The sequence below is a fragment of the Psychrobacter sp. KFRI-CH2-11 genome (genome assembly GCF_038239325.1).
GTDB lineage: Bacteria > Pseudomonadota > Gammaproteobacteria > Pseudomonadales > Moraxellaceae > Psychrobacter > Psychrobacter celer.
Map to the genome: position 1 here is coordinate 2,835,834 of NZ_CP151283.1, position 18,623 is coordinate 2,854,456.

General features: G+C 47.9%; 15 protein-coding genes. 10 read left to right on the plus strand and 5 right to left on the minus strand.

All coding sequences use genetic code 11. The features are described 5' to 3' along the window. Nucleotides 1–53: 53 nt before the first annotated feature. Nucleotides 54–1,412 carry a diaminopimelate decarboxylase gene (gene lysA, locus AADH33_RS11745; RefSeq protein WP_348548986.1) on the minus strand — a complete coding sequence of 453 codons (1,359 nt, stop codon included), beginning with the start codon at nt 1,410–1,412 and terminating at the stop codon, nt 54–56. 267 nt (nt 1,413–1,679) lie between these two features. Continuing rightward, a complete protein-coding gene (locus AADH33_RS11750) occupies nt 1,680–1,994 on the minus strand; it encodes an LPS translocon maturation chaperone LptM (protein WP_348548987.1) in 315 nt (104 codons plus the stop codon). Between the two features lie 737 nt (nt 1,995–2,731). Between AADH33_RS11750 and AADH33_RS11755 the strand changes: the two genes are divergently transcribed. The 3 genes from AADH33_RS11755 (at nt 2,732) to AADH33_RS11765 (ending at nt 7,377) form a co-directional block, all read left to right on the plus strand. After that, on the plus strand, nt 2,732–3,964 hold the full coding sequence (locus tag AADH33_RS11755) for an acetate/propionate family kinase (protein ID WP_348548988.1): 1,233 nt from the start codon (nt 2,732–2,734) through the stop codon (nt 3,962–3,964). A 149-nt stretch (nt 3,965–4,113) separates the two neighbouring features. After that, nucleotides 4,114–6,261, plus strand: a complete 2,148-nt coding sequence (gene pta / locus AADH33_RS11760; protein WP_348548989.1) for a phosphate acetyltransferase — start codon at nt 4,114–4,116, stop codon at nt 6,259–6,261. Between the two features lie 207 nt (nt 6,262–6,468). Beyond that, nucleotides 6,469–7,377: a nicotinate-nicotinamide nucleotide adenylyltransferase gene (locus AADH33_RS11765; protein WP_348548990.1), complete on the plus strand. Its 909-nt coding sequence runs from the start codon at nt 6,469–6,471 to the stop codon at nt 7,375–7,377. On the opposite strand, the gene AADH33_RS11770 is transcribed toward AADH33_RS11765, so the two are convergent. Then, on the minus strand, nt 7,351–7,509 hold the full coding sequence (locus AADH33_RS11770; RefSeq protein WP_348548991.1) for a hypothetical protein: 159 nt from the start codon (nt 7,507–7,509) through the stop codon (nt 7,351–7,353). The genes AADH33_RS11765 and AADH33_RS11770 overlap by 27 nt on opposite strands. Nucleotides 7,510–7,580: 71 nt before the next feature. Here AADH33_RS11770 and rsfS point away from each other — a divergent pair, with 71 nt between their 5' ends. The 6 genes from rsfS (at nt 7,581) to AADH33_RS11800 (ending at nt 12,240) form a co-directional block, all read left to right on the plus strand. Then, entirely contained in the window at nt 7,581–7,982 is a 402-nt protein-coding gene (gene rsfS, locus AADH33_RS11775) for a ribosome silencing factor (RefSeq protein WP_348548992.1), read from the plus strand. A 223-nt stretch (nt 7,983–8,205) separates the two neighbouring features. Next, a complete protein-coding gene (locus tag AADH33_RS11780) occupies nt 8,206–8,997 on the plus strand; it encodes an MOSC domain-containing protein (RefSeq protein ID WP_348548993.1) in 792 nt (263 codons plus the stop codon). A 290-nt stretch (nt 8,998–9,287) separates the two neighbouring features. Beyond that, nucleotides 9,288–10,118, plus strand: coding sequence for an N-acetylmuramoyl-L-alanine amidase (locus AADH33_RS11785; protein ID WP_348548994.1), 831 nt, complete (start codon nt 9,288–9,290; stop codon nt 10,116–10,118). 28 nt (nt 10,119–10,146) lie between these two features. Continuing rightward, the gene (locus AADH33_RS11790; protein ID WP_348548995.1) at nt 10,147–10,347 is read left to right on the plus strand and encodes a hypothetical protein; all 201 of its coding nucleotides are present in this window, start codon (nt 10,147–10,149) and stop codon (nt 10,345–10,347) included. Between the two features lie 113 nt (nt 10,348–10,460). After that, nucleotides 10,461–11,171 (plus strand): hypothetical protein, encoded by a 711-nt coding sequence (locus AADH33_RS11795; protein WP_348548996.1) that lies wholly within the window; start codon nt 10,461–10,463, stop codon nt 11,169–11,171. Then, nucleotides 11,161–12,240: an XRE family transcriptional regulator gene (locus AADH33_RS11800; protein ID WP_348548997.1), complete on the plus strand. Its 1,080-nt coding sequence runs from the start codon at nt 11,161–11,163 to the stop codon at nt 12,238–12,240. The genes AADH33_RS11795 and AADH33_RS11800 overlap by 11 nt, the downstream gene beginning before the upstream one ends. A gap of 94 nt (nt 12,241–12,334) precedes the next feature. Here the strand turns inward: AADH33_RS11800 and purL are convergent, their stop codons facing one another. Then, entirely contained in the window at nt 12,335–16,342 is a 4,008-nt protein-coding gene (gene purL / locus AADH33_RS11805) for a phosphoribosylformylglycinamidine synthase (protein WP_348548998.1), read from the minus strand. Between the two features lie 537 nt (nt 16,343–16,879). On the opposite strand from purL, the gene AADH33_RS11810 reads away from it, so the two are divergent. Continuing rightward, nucleotides 16,880–17,374 carry a pyridoxamine 5'-phosphate oxidase family protein gene (locus AADH33_RS11810; RefSeq protein ID WP_348548999.1) on the plus strand — a complete coding sequence of 165 codons (495 nt, stop codon included), beginning with the start codon at nt 16,880–16,882 and terminating at the stop codon, nt 17,372–17,374. Nucleotides 17,375–17,606: 232 nt separating this feature from the next. Here AADH33_RS11810 and pgsA read toward each other — a convergent pair whose 3' ends face one another. Then, the gene (gene pgsA / locus AADH33_RS11815; RefSeq protein WP_075102629.1) at nt 17,607–18,287 is read right to left on the minus strand and encodes a CDP-diacylglycerol--glycerol-3-phosphate 3-phosphatidyltransferase; all 681 of its coding nucleotides are present in this window, start codon (nt 18,285–18,287) and stop codon (nt 17,607–17,609) included. Nucleotides 18,288–18,623 lie beyond the last annotated feature (336 nt).

The window sequence follows — 18,623 nt, forward strand, 5'->3', positions numbered from 1 at the left end:
GATAATTATCACCGTTAAATACCCAATTATCGTCATCAGTTCGGCCATACAGGCTAGGGCGCATCCTGCCACAGCTGCTCATCTGCATAGAGCGCCTCGACTGTCTCGCGCGGGCGAATCAGTTGATGACGCCCGTCCGCTACCATGACTTCACTGGCTCGCGGGCGTGAGTTGTAGTTACTACTCATGGTAAAGCCATAAGCCCCCGCTCCTGTGATGGCCAGCGTATCGCCTGTCTGTAAGGATAGCAGACGATCTTTTGCCAAAAAGTCGCCCGTCTCACAGATAGCGCCGACGATATCCCACGCTTGGGTATCAGGCGTCTCGATACCAGCGCTTGGCAGCACAGTTGGTATCACTGCCATTTCAGCCTGATAGAGCGCTGGACGGATCAAATCATTCATTGCCGCATCGACGATGGCAAAGTTTTTGTGCGCTGTCGGCTTGAGGACATCAACTCGGGTCAACAGTACACCAGCATTGGCCACGATGCTACGGCCCGGCTCAAAAAACACTGTCAATCCCAGCTCACTCAGCTTAGGCAGTAACGCTTGCGCAAAGTCCTCGATAGATACTGGCATCTCATCGATATAGCGGACGCCGAGGCCCCCGCCCAAATCGATATGACGCAGCTCAATACCGTTATCATGTAAACCCTGTATCAGCTCAATGACTTTATCTAATGCCGCTACAAAAGGCGCCACTTCTGTCAGCTGCGAACCAATATGACAGTCAATACCGACAATCTCGATATGCGACAAAGTCGCGGCTTGCTGATAGACCGCGAGCGCTTCTTGGTGCGCGACACCAAACTTATTGTCTTTTAGGCCCGTTGAGATATATGGATGGGTCTTGGCATCGACGTCTGGATTGACACGTAGAGAGATCGGTGCAGGCTTATCCAGCGTCTTTGCTACCTCGTTGATCAACGCAAGCTCGCTGATAGACTCGATGTTAAAGCAGCCGATACCTTGGGTGAGGGCATACTCAATATCGCCATAGGTTTTGCCGACGCCTGAGAATACCACGCGATCAGCCCTACCCCCTGCTGCCAGTACGCGCATCAGCTCGCCGCGTGAGACGATATCAAACCCAGCGCCCGCCTGTGCCAGCACCCCTAGCACCGCAAGGTTTGAGTTGGCTTTTACGGCGTAGCATATCTGATGCTCTACGCTGGCAAAGCTTTTGCTATAGGCGTGATAAACGTCCAATATTGCTTGTTTGGAGTATACATAGCATGGCGTGCCGTAGTGCTTGACCACCTCATCGATATTGACCTGCTCCATATGCAGTGCGCCATCGCGATAATCCAGCGCAGGCAGATGGGCGGTTAACGCCTGCGGGTCGATATACAGCCCTTGTGCGGTATGGGTAGTGACGGATTCGCCGATTTTTTGCTCAGAATGACTCATATAAATATCTCTACATTGATCAAGGTATTAAGAAGATGGCAAGGACAAAAATGCACGACTAGCGCGGCAACAGCCCTATCGAAGATTGTATGGCTAGCATATAAACGACTCCCAAACACTGCCATAACAGTGTGGACACCGAGACAATCAAGCTCACAAGCTGGCTTGTACTAAGAGCGGCTACCCTGCGATGCTTAATTGCTAGTTGCTAGTTGCTAGTTGCTAGTTGCTTAGTGAATTCATAACTTACTAGTTTGGTCATTTGCCTTAGTAGTCGTTGGGATCGGTACTGGGCGCTGGTAGCTGCCAATCATGGCGCGGCTGATACTTATCATCATCAATACCAGCAAAGGCGGCATCTTGCGGATGGCTGGTACTGCCGAGCGTCTCTGTGCTTTGCTGCACTGTTTGGTGACTATCATCCACCAGATACAGGCCGCCCTTTTGCCCGCAGCCTGACAAAACCAGCAGTGATACGGCGCTCATGATAAATACTGGCTTCATAGAAGAAAGGCCGGCGCGGCGATGAGCGACTGCGCTGGGTGCGTTCTGGAGATGAGTCGAGCGGCGAGTAAAAAGCATAGCGTGAATGACCTATGTGAATGACCGATAATGGTGTATATAACAGTATGATATATAACAATATATAGTGAGCTCAGTATAAAAACTGATACAGTGCGACTGGGATGAATTTTGCGCCGCATCTGTCTGCGCAGGCACAGCACGCCAAAAAAATTTATACCAGCTCTGCGTCGAAATATAACGTATCTGTTTTATTTAGAATCGACTATAAATAAGCGAATGAGTCCGCCAAAAAAGCGTCCATGGGCGGATTGGGTAATCGCATTATGACATAAAGCGCCCCCTATACTGAATATGATAGGGTAATAAATTCCTCATCGTTTTACTGGCGGACAAACGGACAGTTTTTAAGCACAAAAAAGCGCATTATCCTGATTTAGACAAACTTTCTTACAATTTTTATTGGCTGCTATTTTTTGTGTTAACGCTCGATAGACATTGACTACACTCGGTGTACAGTTGTATTTGCCAAGCAACGATTTATGGCTTTAACCCTGATAGTTATCATGGTATAGCCACAAAAATGTGTTACATTATAGACGGACCTTGCGACTGTGTTTGGGTGCTAGCGGGCAACTCAACACACACTGAACGACCGTGACAGCCAAGGATACCTCAAATCAGCCATATGCTTGCTTGACCTATGTCAGCTTGGATATCGCTGGTTTTTGTGTATTACCCCGCGACTCATTTGCTGAGTCACCATTTAACAAAAACCATCTAAGGATAGAGAAAGTATGAGCGACAGCCTAAATCCCAATTTTTACGACCAAAACGCAGAAACATCCACCCTAACCAACCCTACCTTAGTCCTCAACTGCGGTTCTTCTTCTATCAAATACGCCCTCATCAGCGAAGATAACTCTATCCGTATTACTGGGCTGGCCGAAAACTTAGGCCTTGACACCGCCCGTATCAAACACACCACCATCAATGGCGATAAGCTAGAAATCTCTATCCCAGGCGGCCGGCACAAACTGGCCTTACAAAAAATCCTTGAGTTATTAGAGCAATATCACTTTATCGCTGTCGGACACCGCGTGGTCCATGGTGGCCGCGAGTACTCAGAAGCGGTACGTGTCGACGAGCATGTCTTAGACGAAGTCAAACGCCTAAAAATATTGGCCCCGCTACACAACCCAGCTCACGCTTTGGGCATCGAAGCGGTACAAGCCATCTACCCCGAGATTCCGCAGGTGGTGGTTTTTGATACCGCCTTTCACCAAACCATGCCGCCGGTGGCATTTCGCTACCCGGTACCAAAAGCCCTCTACGAAGAGCATAAAATCCGCCGTTATGGCTTTCATGGCACCTCTCATGCCTATGTCTCAGAGCGCGCCAGTGAAATCACTCAAACAAAAGGCCCGCATGGCTGGCTAACCGCCCATCTGGGCAACGGCTGCTCGGCGACCGCCGTCTATGATGGTAAGAGTCTGGATACCAGCATGGGGCTGACCCCGCTTGAGGGCTTGATGATGGGCACCCGTAGTGGCGATGTCGACCCAAGCTTGCACATGCACCTAAAGCGCCAGCTCGATATGAGCTTAGAAGACATCGATGCGATGCTCAATAACGAAAGTGGCCTACTGGGTATCTCAGGGCTATCGAACGACCTGCGTACAGTCGAAGAAGCGGCCAACGAAGGCCACCAAGATGCCAAACTGGCTATCGAGATGTTCTGCTACCGCGTGGGTAAGTATCTGGCCAGCTTAAGCTGTGCGCTGCCTGAGCTGACGGGTATCGTCTTTACCGGTGGTATCGGTGAAAACTCGGTCACCACGCGTACTCGTATCTTAGAAGTGATGCGTCATTTTGGTATCAAGGTCGATGCCAACAAAAACGCAGGGCTGTTTGGCGGTAGCGAAGGCAGTTTCCACGCAGAGGACAGCCATCTGGAGCTTTGGGTCGTCCCAACGGACGAAGAATGCCGCATCGCTCAAGAAACCCGTGAAGCCTTGAGCCTCACCTAGATTCTGTCTGCTGACAGATCCGTCGTTAGGATGGGTTTGTCAGCGTTTTTGTCCGTGCCTTCGATGATCGCTATCAAAAAGCGCGGCATTTGACTCATTCTGGCAAGGATGAACACGCTTTAAAAATACAATAAACCGTAGGATACACTATGCAAACCATTTTACTTGTTCCCATTAGTCGCGGTATCGGTGTGACATCAGCGGCGCTCGGCCTGATTCGCGCTTTTGATTATAACGGTATCAAAGCCGGCTTTATGAAGCCGTTTTTGCAAGATGATACCTTTGATAAGCAGCATAGCTTGGACAGTACCAGCGCTTTGACCATGCATGCTTTTGGTCTCAATCCACCAAAATCGATCAGCCGTCAGCGCGTTGAGCGTATGCTGGGTGATGACAACCTAGACGATTTGATGGAAGAAGTGGTGGTCAATTATCATACGATTGGCGACAATCATGACGTGGTCATCTGTGAAGGTCTGGTGCCAACCACAGAAACCTCTTATGCCTCACAGATCAACCGTGCCATCGCACATGCACTCGATGCCAAAATCATCTTTGTCAGCACGGCCGACACCAAAAATCCGGCGCATTTGGCAGATAAAATCGATGTGCACGCGCGCGAGTTCGGCGGTATCGTCAACGCCCGCACCCTTGGGGTGATTTTGATGCGCGTACACGACGTGCCAAACACCTTTGAGACGCAGCCCGTCGCACCAGGCGAGGCCATCGTCAGCTTAGATGACACCTTTATGCAAGAGGTGCAGCGCCTCTCCCCTACTTTTAATACCGATGCATTTCGCCTGATCGGGGTAGTGCCGTTTAGTGACTCGCTGTCTGTGCCCCGCACGTGGGATATCGCCACCGAGCTTGATGCCAAGTGGCTCAACGTCGGCGAAGCCAAATCGCGCCGCATCACCCGCATTAGCCTCACCGCACGCTCGGTGTCACGTGTCGACGAGGTGTTTAAACGCAGCACTCTGATCGTCGTACCAGGCGATCGCGATGATTTGCTATTGGCTGCAGGCTTGGCCTGTATCAATGGTATCCCGCTGGCAGGACTGGTATTGACAGGCGGCGTCGAGCCAAGTGCCACCGTCGCTGAGCTATGGCAGTCGGCGCTCAAAACGGGCATCCCGGTCATGAGTGTCGAGTCCGACAGCTACGAGACGGTACAAAGTCTTGTACATATGAGCTCTGAGATTCCAAGTGACGACACCGAGCGCGCTGATGAAGTGGCGCGTTATGTGGCCGCGCACCTAGATTTGAGCTGGATTAAGACGTACTTTAGCCAAAACCATGAGCCGCGCCTGTCGCCTTCTGCGTTTCGTCACCAAGTGGTCAAAAAAGCCCAACATGCCAAAAAACGCATCGTCCTACCAGAAGGCGCGGAGCCGCGTACGGTCGAAGCAGCCTGCATCTGTCAAAGCCGCGGTATCGCCAACTGTGTGCTGCTCGCCAAGCGCGCCGATGTCGAGCAAGTGGCCAAAAACCGCGATCTGACCATTCCTGATGGCCTTGAAATCATCGATCCCGATAGCCTTGATATGAGCAAATATATCGCTGCTGTCGTCGAGCGGCGCAAAGGCAAGACCAGTGCAGAAGTGGCCGCCGAATACCTAAAAGACACGGTCTATTTAGGGACGATCATGCTACAGCTAGACGAAGTCGACGGCTTGGTATCTGGTGCTATTCATACCACAGCAAACACTGTGCGCCCTGCCTTTCAGCTCATCAAAACCGCACCGCAATACTCCTTAGTATCGTCGGTGTTCTTTATGCTGTTGCCTGAGCAAGTGGTGGTCTATGGTGACTGCGCCATCAACCCAGACCCAAATGCCGAAGAGCTCGCCGAGATTGCTATTCAGTCAGCGCAGTCGGCCGCCGCCTTCGGTATCGACCCAAAAGTTGCCATGATCAGCTACTCTACTGGCTCATCAGGGAGCGGCGCGGATGTGGAAAAAGTCACGCGTGCCACCCAAATCGTCCGCGAGCGGGCACCCGAGCTAAAAGTCGATGGCCCGCTACAGTATGACGCCGCCTCTGTGATGAGTGTCGGCAAACAAAAAGCGCCCGACTCACCGGTCGCAGGTCAAGCCAATGTCTTTATCTTCCCAGACCTAAACACGGGCAACACCACTTATAAGGCCGTACAGCGTAGTGCCAATGTGGTCAGCGTCGGCCCCATGCTACAAGGCCTCAACAAGCCGGTAAATGACTTATCTCGCGGCGCACTGGTCGATGATATCATCTATACCATCGCCCTGACCGCCATCCAAGCCTATAGCGACTTGATTTAATCATCGCTTGGCTTACGTAGTACTGTCTTTTATTTTTTCTGTTATTTAACCGACTGTCATACTGATGGTCGGTTTTTTTATTAGTGAGATTTAAGCAAATATAGTGCGCTTTTCATGACATCTGCTGCCACACTCTCACAATGATGCTATAGTTCATCTCACGTCTTTGAGCCACTACATTTTTATCCGCTTTTTATTCGTTTATCTATGTCAAATACTGCCCTGCAACCTGCGCAACCTGCACCTGCCATTCGCGCCTATCTTGGCGGCTCGTTTGACCCTGTCCATCGCGGGCATGTACAGATGGCGATGGCAGTCTATCAAAGCCTGCTACCACTCGCCCAAGCGCAGCAGCGCGCGCTTTATGTGTCGTTGTTGCCCAATGCGCGCTCACCCTTCAAGCGCCAAAGCAGCGATCCTAAGCATCGTTTGGCCATGCTAAAGCTGGCGATACAAGACACGCCACTATACATAGATGAGCTTGAGATTTGGCAGCCGCCGCCTGTCTATACCATCGATAGCGTGCGCACTTTGCGCCAGCGTTATCCTGCCGACAGCTTGATATTTATCATGGGTATGGACAGCGCCCGCAGTTTGAATAAATGGCAAGATGGGCTACAGTTGACCGATTATGTACATCTGTGGGTCTTTTATCGCGATAGTATGTCAGTCCCTGATATGGGTAACACTAGACTAGCGCTACAATATTGGCTGCCCACACCTTTGCAGGCAGCAGTCACCGACTCGCCAGCGGCATTGACCCAGCCTATCTCTCAGCCTTCTTTTATTCAAACGCCTACAGACCCTACGATAGAGCAGGCCATCTTGAAAAACCCAGCGTCTGGCCGCATTTATATAGACATGCGGCAAGTAGCAGCCATCTCCAGCACGCAGATACGGCAAACGCTACAGCAGCAGCCCCGTGGTGATAGCGAAGCGGTGCCTGATAGCGCGGCTGGCAACCATACCAAGCCAGTTATAGACGAGCAAATGACCGCAGCATCCGCTATCAATGCTATTATGAACCCGCCCGATCCACTCGCTAAATGGCTAAATCCTGCTGTTTATCATTATATTATCGCCCATCAGCTATATTCTGCGGCGCAATTCCGTTAAAATCGCCTTATCTTTGTTATTTTGCCACGCTCGCCTCTCTAGGACTTGACCGCTGATACGCTGACTGATGTTTTGGCGAATGGTTGGATTACTGGCTTGATAGCCACTTTGACATAATAGCCACTTTGACATAATGTCGTCCTAGGCAGACGGATGCTTTAACATTTTATTTTATATATTTACGATTTAAGAGATGAAAATTTATGACCAATACCATGACTGACGACCGTTTAAAAGAATGCTTAGCCATTGTAGAAAGCGCCCTCGATGACATGAAGGCAAAAAACGTCACCGTGATGAATGTAGAGAGCCTAACCGATGTCATGGAGCGTATCGTCATCGCAAACGGTACCTCAAAGCGCCATGTCCGCGCGATGGCTGACAGCGTCGGAGCCGAAGTCAAGCAAGCAGGCTTTATGCCACTTGGCCGTGAAGGCGGTAACGACTCGGATTGGACCTTGATCGACTTAGGGGCTGTCGTCGTGCATATGATGACCCCGCAAGCCCGCGAGTTTTATGACCTAGAGGGTCTGTGGTCATCGCCTGAGAGCCTAGCTGAGCTGGTCGCTACCCCGCGCGAAAAGAAAGCCGGTCGCCGCAATTAATCTACGGCCACCAGCTGTCTTTTCTACAGACGCATATATATCGACTTATATTAGCCGACTGCCTTATATAGGCTAATGCAAGTGATACAAAAAAGATCAGCGAACCCGTCTGGTCTTTTTTTTGGGTTTTGGTCAACAAGACTGCAACTGCGCCGCGTTTGCGCTACTATGGTGTCATGATAAAACCATTTTATCTCCAGATAATTATCTGCTAGGACACGCCATGAGTACTGCCATTGCCAACACCGCTACCCCAAACGCTCATACAGATTTTAATCACCCGTTACCGCTGCATATCGCGACCTTGATAGAGGTGCGCGCAGGCAAAGCCATGCCATTCGCCCGCGAAGCCATGAGCGCAATTGACAAAGCACCGATTAGCGCCCCTGTCGCCGTTGACTTTATGGGCTTGACCACAGACGAACAAGCCGATCGTAAGCATCATGGCGGCCCGCTAAAAGCGGTGCACCAGCTGCCGCGCGCCACTTATACCAAGATCAATACAGCGTTTGATCTTAACGTGCGGGTCGGCACACTCGGCGAAAACCTAATCACTGAAGCAGTAAATGACCTGCCTGAAATGGAAGAGTCTAGCGTCTGTATCGGTGATGTTTTTCAGTATGGTGAAATAGAGAATACTGCCAGCCTCCAGCTGCGTATCGTCCAGCCACGCCGTCCTTGCTACAAAATAAACGACCAAATCGGCCAGTTTACCAAAGTGCCCAACATCGCGGCATGGGTAAGCAAACAAGGCATCGCTGGCTGGTACTTTCAGGTGGTGCGCGATGGGATGGTCGATGCAGGTTTGCCTGTCTATCTGGTCAAGCGTCCTTATCCCTTTGCGACGCTCCAAACGCTATGGCAGTTGTCCAATTCAAAAGAAAAGTATGATGCCAAGGTGATCGAGCCGTGGTTGGCGATTGAGTGCTTGGAGGATAGCTGGAAGACCGTTTTGGCCAAAAAAATACGACAAGATACCATCAAGACACACAGTGCTGATCGCCCATCGACCTAAAAAACAGATAGCAATACCAATCATAATGGTTGAAAAAATAAATACGCAAAAGCCTTATACTAGGGCGTGCCCTCATTTGAAAAATAGGGATAAAAATGAGACAAATTGCCGTTTGACAGCACTTGGCCAGATTTAGCCATTTATAAGCCGTTTAGCTGACTGTGTTAAATGACAGTCGATTGGATTGAGGCCACGCCTTAGAATGCATTCTTAAGAGTACATCATTATTGTAAAAGCAAAAACTTTCAAATAGGCCAAACATGGTAAAACCTTTCGCATGGGCTCTGTGCATGATCCTGCCACTCAGCGGCTGCGTGGCAACATCGACGCCGCGTTATGTCATTGATAGCACCAGTTATCAAGCTACGGGCAAAAGCCAGCGCATTAAAACCATCGTCCTGCACTACACCGTCTCAGACAATGAGCGCTCGATAAAAACCCTGACCACCGGTCAAGTCAGCGCCCACTATCTGATTTTGGAGACACGCGATGATAAGATTTATAGCTTGGTAGATGAGAGCGAGCGCGCTTGGCATGCAGGCGACAGCGGGTTTGCCGGTAGGACGATACTTAACGATACCTCCATCGGCATCGAGATTGTCAATGCAGGCATCAAGCCTGAATATCGCAACACTCTAAACAATGGCGCGCTCGACTATCATCCGTACGAGCATTTTGTGGCATTTGATGAATTACAGATTAAAAAAGTCGCCGAGCTGGTGCAAGATATTGCCAAGCGTTATGACATCCCGCCGAAAAACATCGTCGGCCATGCTGATATAGCGCCGTCCCGTAAAATCGACCCCGGTGCCAAGTTCCCTTGGGAGCATCTATATAAAGAGTACGGCGTTGGCGCTTGGTATGATGAGTTTGATAAGCAGTTCTTTATGCATCCAGACGCCTTTGCCGCAGCGACGATACCCGAGATTAAGCAAGCGTTTCGTGATTACGGTTATCAAATCAATGACACAGACGCGTGGGACAAAGCCAGCCGAGATGTCGTCTATGCCTTTCAGCTACATTTTCGCCCAGAGCGACCAACGGGCGAGATGGATTTGGAGACTTATGCTATCTTAAGGGCATTAAATAAAAAGTATGCTGGTCGTGATGACTTTTATTAAGTGATAAACACATTAGGAGACATAAACCATGACTAACTCACAATACAATGAGAAAAATGAACAAGACGAGCTACAGAAATACCTAGAAGAAAAAGCCAAACAAGAGCAGGAGCAAGAAAAGCAAAAAGAACAAGAGCCTGAGCAGCTGTCGGCTTATGAGGCTTGTGTGCTAAGAGAAAGCGCTAGGATTCATGAGTTGATCGCTGAGGCTCAGAGAGAAAATAAATAGCGTGATTTGGATAATTAAGTAAATCATAAAAAGTTTAACCTATCTCATTATTTTTATTTTTTACTACATTGAATGATGTTATAATTTATAAAAATAACATGGATGAGATAGATATGACGTACCAAGCACCGCAGTATGAGATGTTCAGTGATTTAAATAGCCGTAACAAAGACGGTGAACTCATAAATAATGAAGAAGCTATCGAAGTGCTGAAAGAAAAATTTGGTTTTACTCCGAAAGTTGTATTTGACGCTATACAAAAAGCTGATCAAAACTTCAATATGAAGACTACAGTGAATTGCGCAAGCGGTATAGCACGCTGGGGTGACATTGGAGAAAATATAGCTCTCCAGCTTATTTCTAATGAAGTTGAGTTCAACCGAGATCAAGGCCAACCTACCTTAACTATCATTGGTAATAACATTCAAATTATTATTATGTCTAGTAATGATGCCTTGGGCAATATGGACTTGCCAATATCTTCAAACTGTTCAAAAGGCATTGAAACCAAACATAAGATTGATGTAAATAAGTATAGAAATATGACTGGCGGAAAGCTAGAAACTTGGATCTTATACTATCCATCTAGAAAACATGAAATCTACCAAGATGATGCTCCAAGTCTAATTTATGAACTAGCAAGACCAATGTCTTATATAGAAATGGATGATGGAAAATTTTTTCCAATCGACCATGACTGTAGATTAATGTTTTCTTCAGATTTAGAAAATGAGGTTCAGTCATACATGAGTGAGTTTGCTGACGATTCAGTAAATGAAGACTCATTTGAAATTGGGTATAAAAATGCGAGTAATGAAGAGTAGCTTTGAATTCAATAAGCGCCGTTTAAAAATAGCGAAGGATTTGAAGGGTAAGACTAATAAAGATTTAGCAAATATTTTGTCTTGTACTGAAGTTACCATCTCAAACTATCTGAATGAAAAAAAGACTTCTGTTCCTGATTTTGAAAAAGTAGTGATATTGAGTGAGTCATTAAGATTACCCTTTAGTTTCTTTAACTCTACTTTCGAAACACAAGTAATAGATGAGCAGATATTCTTCCGTTCATATAGGCGCATAAAGGCTCGATACAGAAATTCTGCGCGTGCTTATAGTGAATTTGCAATTCAAACCTTAGAATATTTTGATAAAAAGATCTCTAATCTCCCTATTTTTCAAGGTTTCGACATTGACACTTTAGTTAATGAGCCTGAGAAAGCTGCTTTAACACTTCGTGGTGATTGGCAATTAGGTGTTCTACCGATTAAAAATATTATTGCATTGCTTGAATCACATGGCATTGCAGTATTTCGTTTACCTATGGAAGTAAAAGAGGTTGATGCATTTTCTTTTTATCATGATGGACAACCTATAATATTTTTGAATACAGCAAAGTCAGCAGAAAGAATGCGTTTCGATGCGGCTCATGAACTTGGTCACCTAGTTCTACATAGTGATGATAAAAATGTACTTGAAAACATGAAAGACAAAGAGCACGAAGCTGATAGATTTGCATCCAGCTTTTTAATGCCGAAAGAAGCATTTGTCGCTATGGCTCCAAACAATCTAAACCTACCGAATCTTATAAGCTATAAAAAATATTGGAAAGTATCTCTTGCAGCTATGAACTATAACTTACATACAAACAGATTATTAACTGATTGGCTTTATCGTTCTAATTGTATCGAGTTTAGTAAGCTAGGATATAATAAATCAGAGCCTGACCCTATTGAACGTGAAAAACCTATTTTATTAAATAAGATTATTAAGGTTCTTTTGGAAAAAGAAGGTAGAAGTTTTTATGAGAATATTGATTTTGGGTTTCAAATTTTAGACGATATAACGTTCAATTTGATTAGTGAGAATACTAAGCCTAAACTAAGATTACTATAGGTCCTTTCAAATAATCCCAAACAAAAAAAGGTGAGCTTTACGCCCACCTTTTTTTTATTACCTCAAACAATATTCTAAATCGACTCAGTCGACTTTAACGCAACCAAGCCCGCGCATTACGGAACATACGCATCCACGCGCCGTCCTCATCCCACGCTTCTGGTTTCCAGCTGTGGTTATAGGCTTTTAGATTACGCTCAGGGTGCGGCATCATGATGGTGACGCGGCCGTCAGTGCTACACAGACCCGTGACACCGCCGAGCGAACCGTTTGGATTGAGCGGATACGTCTCGGTTGGACGACCTTGGCTGTCGACAAAGCGCATGGCAAGCTGACCGTGTTTTGCCATACCGTCAATCTCGGTGTTGTCCAGCGTGGCGTAGCCTTCACCGTGCGCCACAGCAATTGGCAAGATGCTGTCTTGCATACCTTTGAACAGGATAGACTTGGTGCGCTCAACTTTGACGTTGACGGTACGCGCTTCAAATCGAGCCGATTTATTGGCAATAAATCTTGGGAAGTTTTCTGCGCCTGGGATGAGGTCTTTGAGCTGCGCCATCATCTGACAACCGTTACAGACACCGAGTGAGAAGGTATCAGGACGGGCAAAGAAGCGCACAAACTGCATGCGTAATTCGTCATGGAACAAGATAGAATTTGCCCAGCCCGAGCCTGCGCCCAGTACGTCACCATAGCTAAAGCCACCACAAGCGACCAGACCATCGAAGTCACGTAGATTGATACGACCTTCAAGCAAGTCACTCATGTGCACGTCGACCGCTTCAAAACCTGCTTGGGTAAAGCCTGCTGCCATTTCTGTCTGACCGTTGACGCCTTGCTCACGCAGGATTGCGACTCTTGGCTTGTTTTCACGGCTAGCTAAATATGGCTCTTCGACTTTTTGATTGAGATCAAAGTTTGGCGCAGCGATGAGCCCTTGATGGCTAGCATCGCTAATCAAGTCATACTCTTGCTGGACGCACGCTGGATTGTCACGACGACGCGCTATTTGATAGCTGACCTGACTCCACTCTTGTTGTAGCTCAGAACGGCTAAAGCGTAGGGTATCGTCACCCATAAGAGCAGGGGTTTGAATAAGCAGGCTGTCTTCTTCAGTGCTTTGACCGACGAGGCTAAGCATATCACCGACGTTATATTGCTCCGCTAGCTCCATCAAAGCTGCGACGTTTTCTGGTAACACTTGGATGACCGCGCCCAGCTCTTCACTGAACAGCTGACCGAGTAGGTTATCATCAGCCAATGACAGCTTGATACCTTGACGGCTGGTGAACTGCATCTCTGCAATCGTCGCCAGCAAACCACCATCACCAATATCATGATAGGCGCTAATGACGCCTTGCGCGTTACCCGCTTGGATAAAGTTAAAGAAATCGATTAAATCGCTTGGCTTTTCAAGGTCAGGACATTCGTTGCCCAATTGGCTTGCCGTTTGCGCGAGGATTGAACCGCCCAGACGCAGCTTGCCTTTAGATAAGTCAATACGGTAAAACGCACTGTCGCCGTTGACCAGCTCAGGGGTGAGGGTTTTTGCCACGTCAGCGACCGGTGCAAAGGCCGTCACGACCAAACTCATAGGCGAGACGACTGATTTGTCTTGGTTTTCACCTTCATCATTATCCGTCCAGTTGGCACGCATCGATAGCGAGTCTTTACCGACTGGAATAGCGATACCGAGTGCCGGGCACAGCTCTTCACCAACTGCGTGAACGGCGTCAAACAATGCCGCGTCTTCCGCGTCGTCGCCACATGCCGCCATCCAGTTCGCCGACATGGTGATATCGGATAGCTGAGCGATACGGGCACCGGCGATATTGGTAATGGCTTCACCAACCGCCAGACGCGCCGAGGCTTTTGGATTGATAAGGGCGACAGGCGTACGCTCGCCGACACTCATAGCCTCACCAGTCATCGGCTGACCATCTAGCGCCACCAGACCTGATGCTGTCACCGCGCAGTCAGCGACTGGCACTTGATAGCGGCCCACATACTGATCACGTACCACCATACCGGTGATCGAGCGGTCACCGATGCTGATAAGGAAAGACTTGCTAGCGACAGTTGGATGACGTAGCACGTCTTTGATGGATTCGGTTAAACTGATATCAGCCAAGTCCAGTGCAGACAACTCAGTCTCTTGACGCTCAAAGCTGCGCTGCATCTTTGGCGTGCCACCGAGCAATACTTGCATCGGCATATCAACCGGCTGCTCAGGTAGTAATTCGTCATTAACGACAAGCTGACGTATTTCAGTCGCTTTACCTAAGATAGCATACGGGCAGCGCTCACGAGCACAGATCGCATCAAATTGCTCTTTACTCTCTGGGCGAATCGCGAGGACATAACGCTCTTGCGCCTCATTTGACCAGATGGCCATTGGCGACATGCCTGCTTCTAGCGATGGGATTTTACGTAGGTTTAAATGCGCGCCCATGTCATGGTCATCGACCAACTCAGGCATGGCATTTGACAGGCCGCCTGCCCCAACATCATGGATAGAGACGATTGGGTTGCCGTCTTTACTGGCATTACTAGCGTCAGCATCGTTACCCGCTAAGGCCCAGCAGCGATCGATGACTTCTTGACAGCGGCGTTCCATCTCGGCGTTATCACGCTGCACTGAAGCAAAGTCTAAACCTTCATCCAACTCACCGCTATCGACTGACGATGCTGCTCCGCCACCCAGACCGATTTGCATCGCAGGGCCACCAAGGACGATAAGCAGGTCGCCTTCACGAATGGCGTTTTTTTCAATGAGGTTGCGTTTGATATTGCCATAACCGCCCGCCAGCATAATTGGCTTATGATAGCCGCGCATCTCGCTGCCGTCTTTTGCCGCCGAGGTATCAAGCTGAAAACTGCGGAAATAGCCGCATAGGTTGGGACGACCAAACTCGTTAGAGAAGTTGGCGCTACCAAGTGGTGCTTCGGTCATAATCTCAAGGCTGGTGGCCATACGATCTGGCGTACCGTAATCCTGCGTGCTTAATTGACCAGACTGCTCCCACTTCTCAGGCATCTCAGGGATATGCAAGTGCGATACGTGGAAGCCTGTCAGACCGGCTTTTGGCTTACCGCCGCGGCCTGTTGCGCCTTCATCACGAATCTCACCGCCTGCGCCCGTTGCCGCGCCAGCATAAGGAGCAATCGCCGTTGGGTGGTTATGGGTTTCGACTTTCATTAAAATATCGATGGCTTCTTGATGGAAGTCATACGGATGGCTTGAGTTGGCATCCATCGCATCGGTCGGCACCGGATAATAACGCAGCCCCTCTGCCCCTGCCATCACCGCCGCGTTGTCTTTGTAAGCAGACAAGATACCTTGCGGGTTTGATTGATAGGTGTTTTTTATCATCTGAAACAATGATTTTGGCTGCACTTCGCCATCGATCGTCCACTCAGCGTTGAATATCTTGTGACGGCAATGCTCTGAGTTGGCCTGCGCAAACATCATCAGCTCGACGTCGGTCGGATTACGCTGCAGCTCATTGACATAGGCATTCATCAAATAGTCGATGTCTTCGCTCGATAGCGCAAAACCAAACTGGGTATTGGCCGACTCAAGGGCACTGCGTCCTTCACCCATCACATCGATACGGTTGAGCGCCGCTGGTGGTTCGTCATCAAACAACTTGCTCACGTCGTTTAAGTCATAAACCAAGCTCTGGGTCATACGGTCAAATAACAACTGCTCAGCGGCAGCAGGCAGCTTGCCATCAGTGCCCGTAGTGCCGCCTGCAACGGTGAGGGTATATACCACGACACGCTCAGTGCGATTGAGCGCGATGTCGCAGTTATTAAAAATATCGGTCGCTTTACTTGCCCATGGCGAGATCGTCCCAAAACGTGGCCCGACGATCACTTGTATCTGATTGGCTTCTGGGGCGACAAGCTCAGTGCCCGCTGTGACGCCCAGCAAGTCCCGCGCTTTTTGCGCGTCTTCATCAACAAGCTTTCGTGATAGCACATACACTTGCTGAGTATGGATCTGGCTGACATTTAGTTCGGTCTTTTGCTGAAACTGACTGATGAGTTGCTGCGTCTGAAAATCGGTAAGAAACGGTTGTCCGGCGATGGTCATCATAAAGGCATAATCCGTAAGAAAGGCATCTCTGCCATGCAAAGTAAATGGTCTGCGTATTATAACAAGAAGCCCCATAATAAGCAGGCCAAAACCACGATAAATTGCCGAAGTGACAGCTTTCTTTACCTGATGCAGCAGCAATCTGCTGTGCTAATGACTGTCCTTTTGTCCGTTAGAGCCACATGGCGCATTGTCATTCATTGATGTTTTATGCATAGATAGCCTTACTCATATAGTCTTACTTGACTTATCTGTTTAGCATTGAGGATTTGCAAAGCAGCAAGCTTTGATGGATGCCGTCACAATTTTTACCTAATACTTATAGTCCTTACAAACCGTCACATCGCATTACTGGCAGCCTATATAAATGCTTTGCCAGTAGTCGTTATGCTAGATGGCAGTTGCTTGATAGCGGAGGTCTTTTATATTTTTATCCAAAGCCTCTGCTCAAAGCCAATCGACATCACCATCAAATAACACACTATCAAATATCAACAATCTATAACCCTAACAAACTATAAAGAAAAGGAAATCCCTATGAGTAGACAAGACCATATCGATAAAGTGCAAGAATTGGTAAAAGATGTCAAATTTGCCATGATGACCACCCGTACGCATGAAGACCACCTGCATGCCTGCCCGATGACCACTAGTGAAACCAGCATCGGTGCCAAAGAGATTTGGTTTATCGGTGATAAAACCACCGAAACCGTCAAAGACATCGAAAGAAACCCACAAGTAAACTTGGCTTATGTCAGCCAAGATGCCAAAAATTACGTCTCGATCAATGGTAAAGCCGAACTGGTCGAAGACCAAGAAAAGCTCGATGAGCTATGGTCGCCGATTTATAATGCATTCTACGAGCAAGGCAAAGAAGACCCAAATGTCCAGCTCATCAAAGTCGTGCCACATGGCGCTGAATATTGGCTCAGTGGTAGCTCAGTGGTCAATATGTTTAAGATGACCACCGCTGTGGTCATGGATGGCAAAAAAGCGACCAATCTGGGGGAAAACAATTCAGTAACGCTATAACTATAGAGGCAATCGCGCTATAAGAAGTATTAAATAATAAGAAGTATAAATATAAGCGATAACCATAGCAAAAAACGCCAGTGGCTGATGCGACTGGCGTTTTTTTGCTGGGAATTAGGTGTTAAGTATGATGTGTTGAGGATTATGTGCTGATATCGAGTATTAAAAACTAGGGTCTTTGACCTGTAGATGACTTTATAGACACAGTTAAATATATAGACACAGTTAAATATCAGCCGTTTTGTTTGAGGTACGGCCACGCCGCTTTTAGATAAATCATCATCGACCATAGCGTCAAAACCACGGCGGCCACCATAAGCGCGTAACCAATGGTTTCAAGCGACTCCCAGTTTAGCAGCAGTACGGTAATCGCTACCATCTGAAAAGTGGTCTTGAGCTTACCGACATAAGAGACCGCCACACTGGTGCTTTTGCCCAGCTCAGCCATCCACTCACGTAGCGCCGATACCGCGATTTCACGCGAGATAATCACAATCGCTGCGATGGCCATGATGATATTTGGGTGCCACTGCACGAGGATAATCAAAGCTGCCGCCACCATCAGCTTGTCAGCGACAGGGTCCAAAAAGCGGCCAAAGGCTGAGGTGACATTGAGCTTACGAGCAAAATAACCGTCGAGCCAATCGGTAATCGCCGCTAAGATAAACACACCCGTCAATAATAAATGGCGCAGTAAGCTATCGCTAAACTCACTCATCCCTACCCGCGCGATGACATTATCTGAGATGGCAGGCATGCCAATTCCCATCGCTGGCGGCCAGTAAGCAATGGCTACAAACAGCGGAATCATTAAGATACGAGCAATGGTCAGATTGTTTGGCAAGTTAAAAATACTTTTGGTATTTTGCTTACTTGGTGGTTCCTGCGTATGCAAATGCGTACTCTCAGTCATGGCAAACCCAGTTTTATATAGACATAATAATGGCAGATAGCTTAGCACTTTTCGGGCAAGCCGTCATGCCATCTCTTATACTGCCCCCAAAGATAAAACGTAATGTCATGTAACCAAAATCGCCGAATCGTAGCCAAGTCACCATCAGTTGCGTTATGATGGCCATGCAAAATAAAACACTTGTACACTTAAATATGTAAGTAAATATATCTGCCTATTGAACGGATTATAATTGCCCTAATCTTAGTAAGTATAGTCAGTACTGAAGATATCTTTTTAGAGCTCTTTGTAGATAAGAACCAACACGGCCATATACAGTACTTTTAAGCATACTAC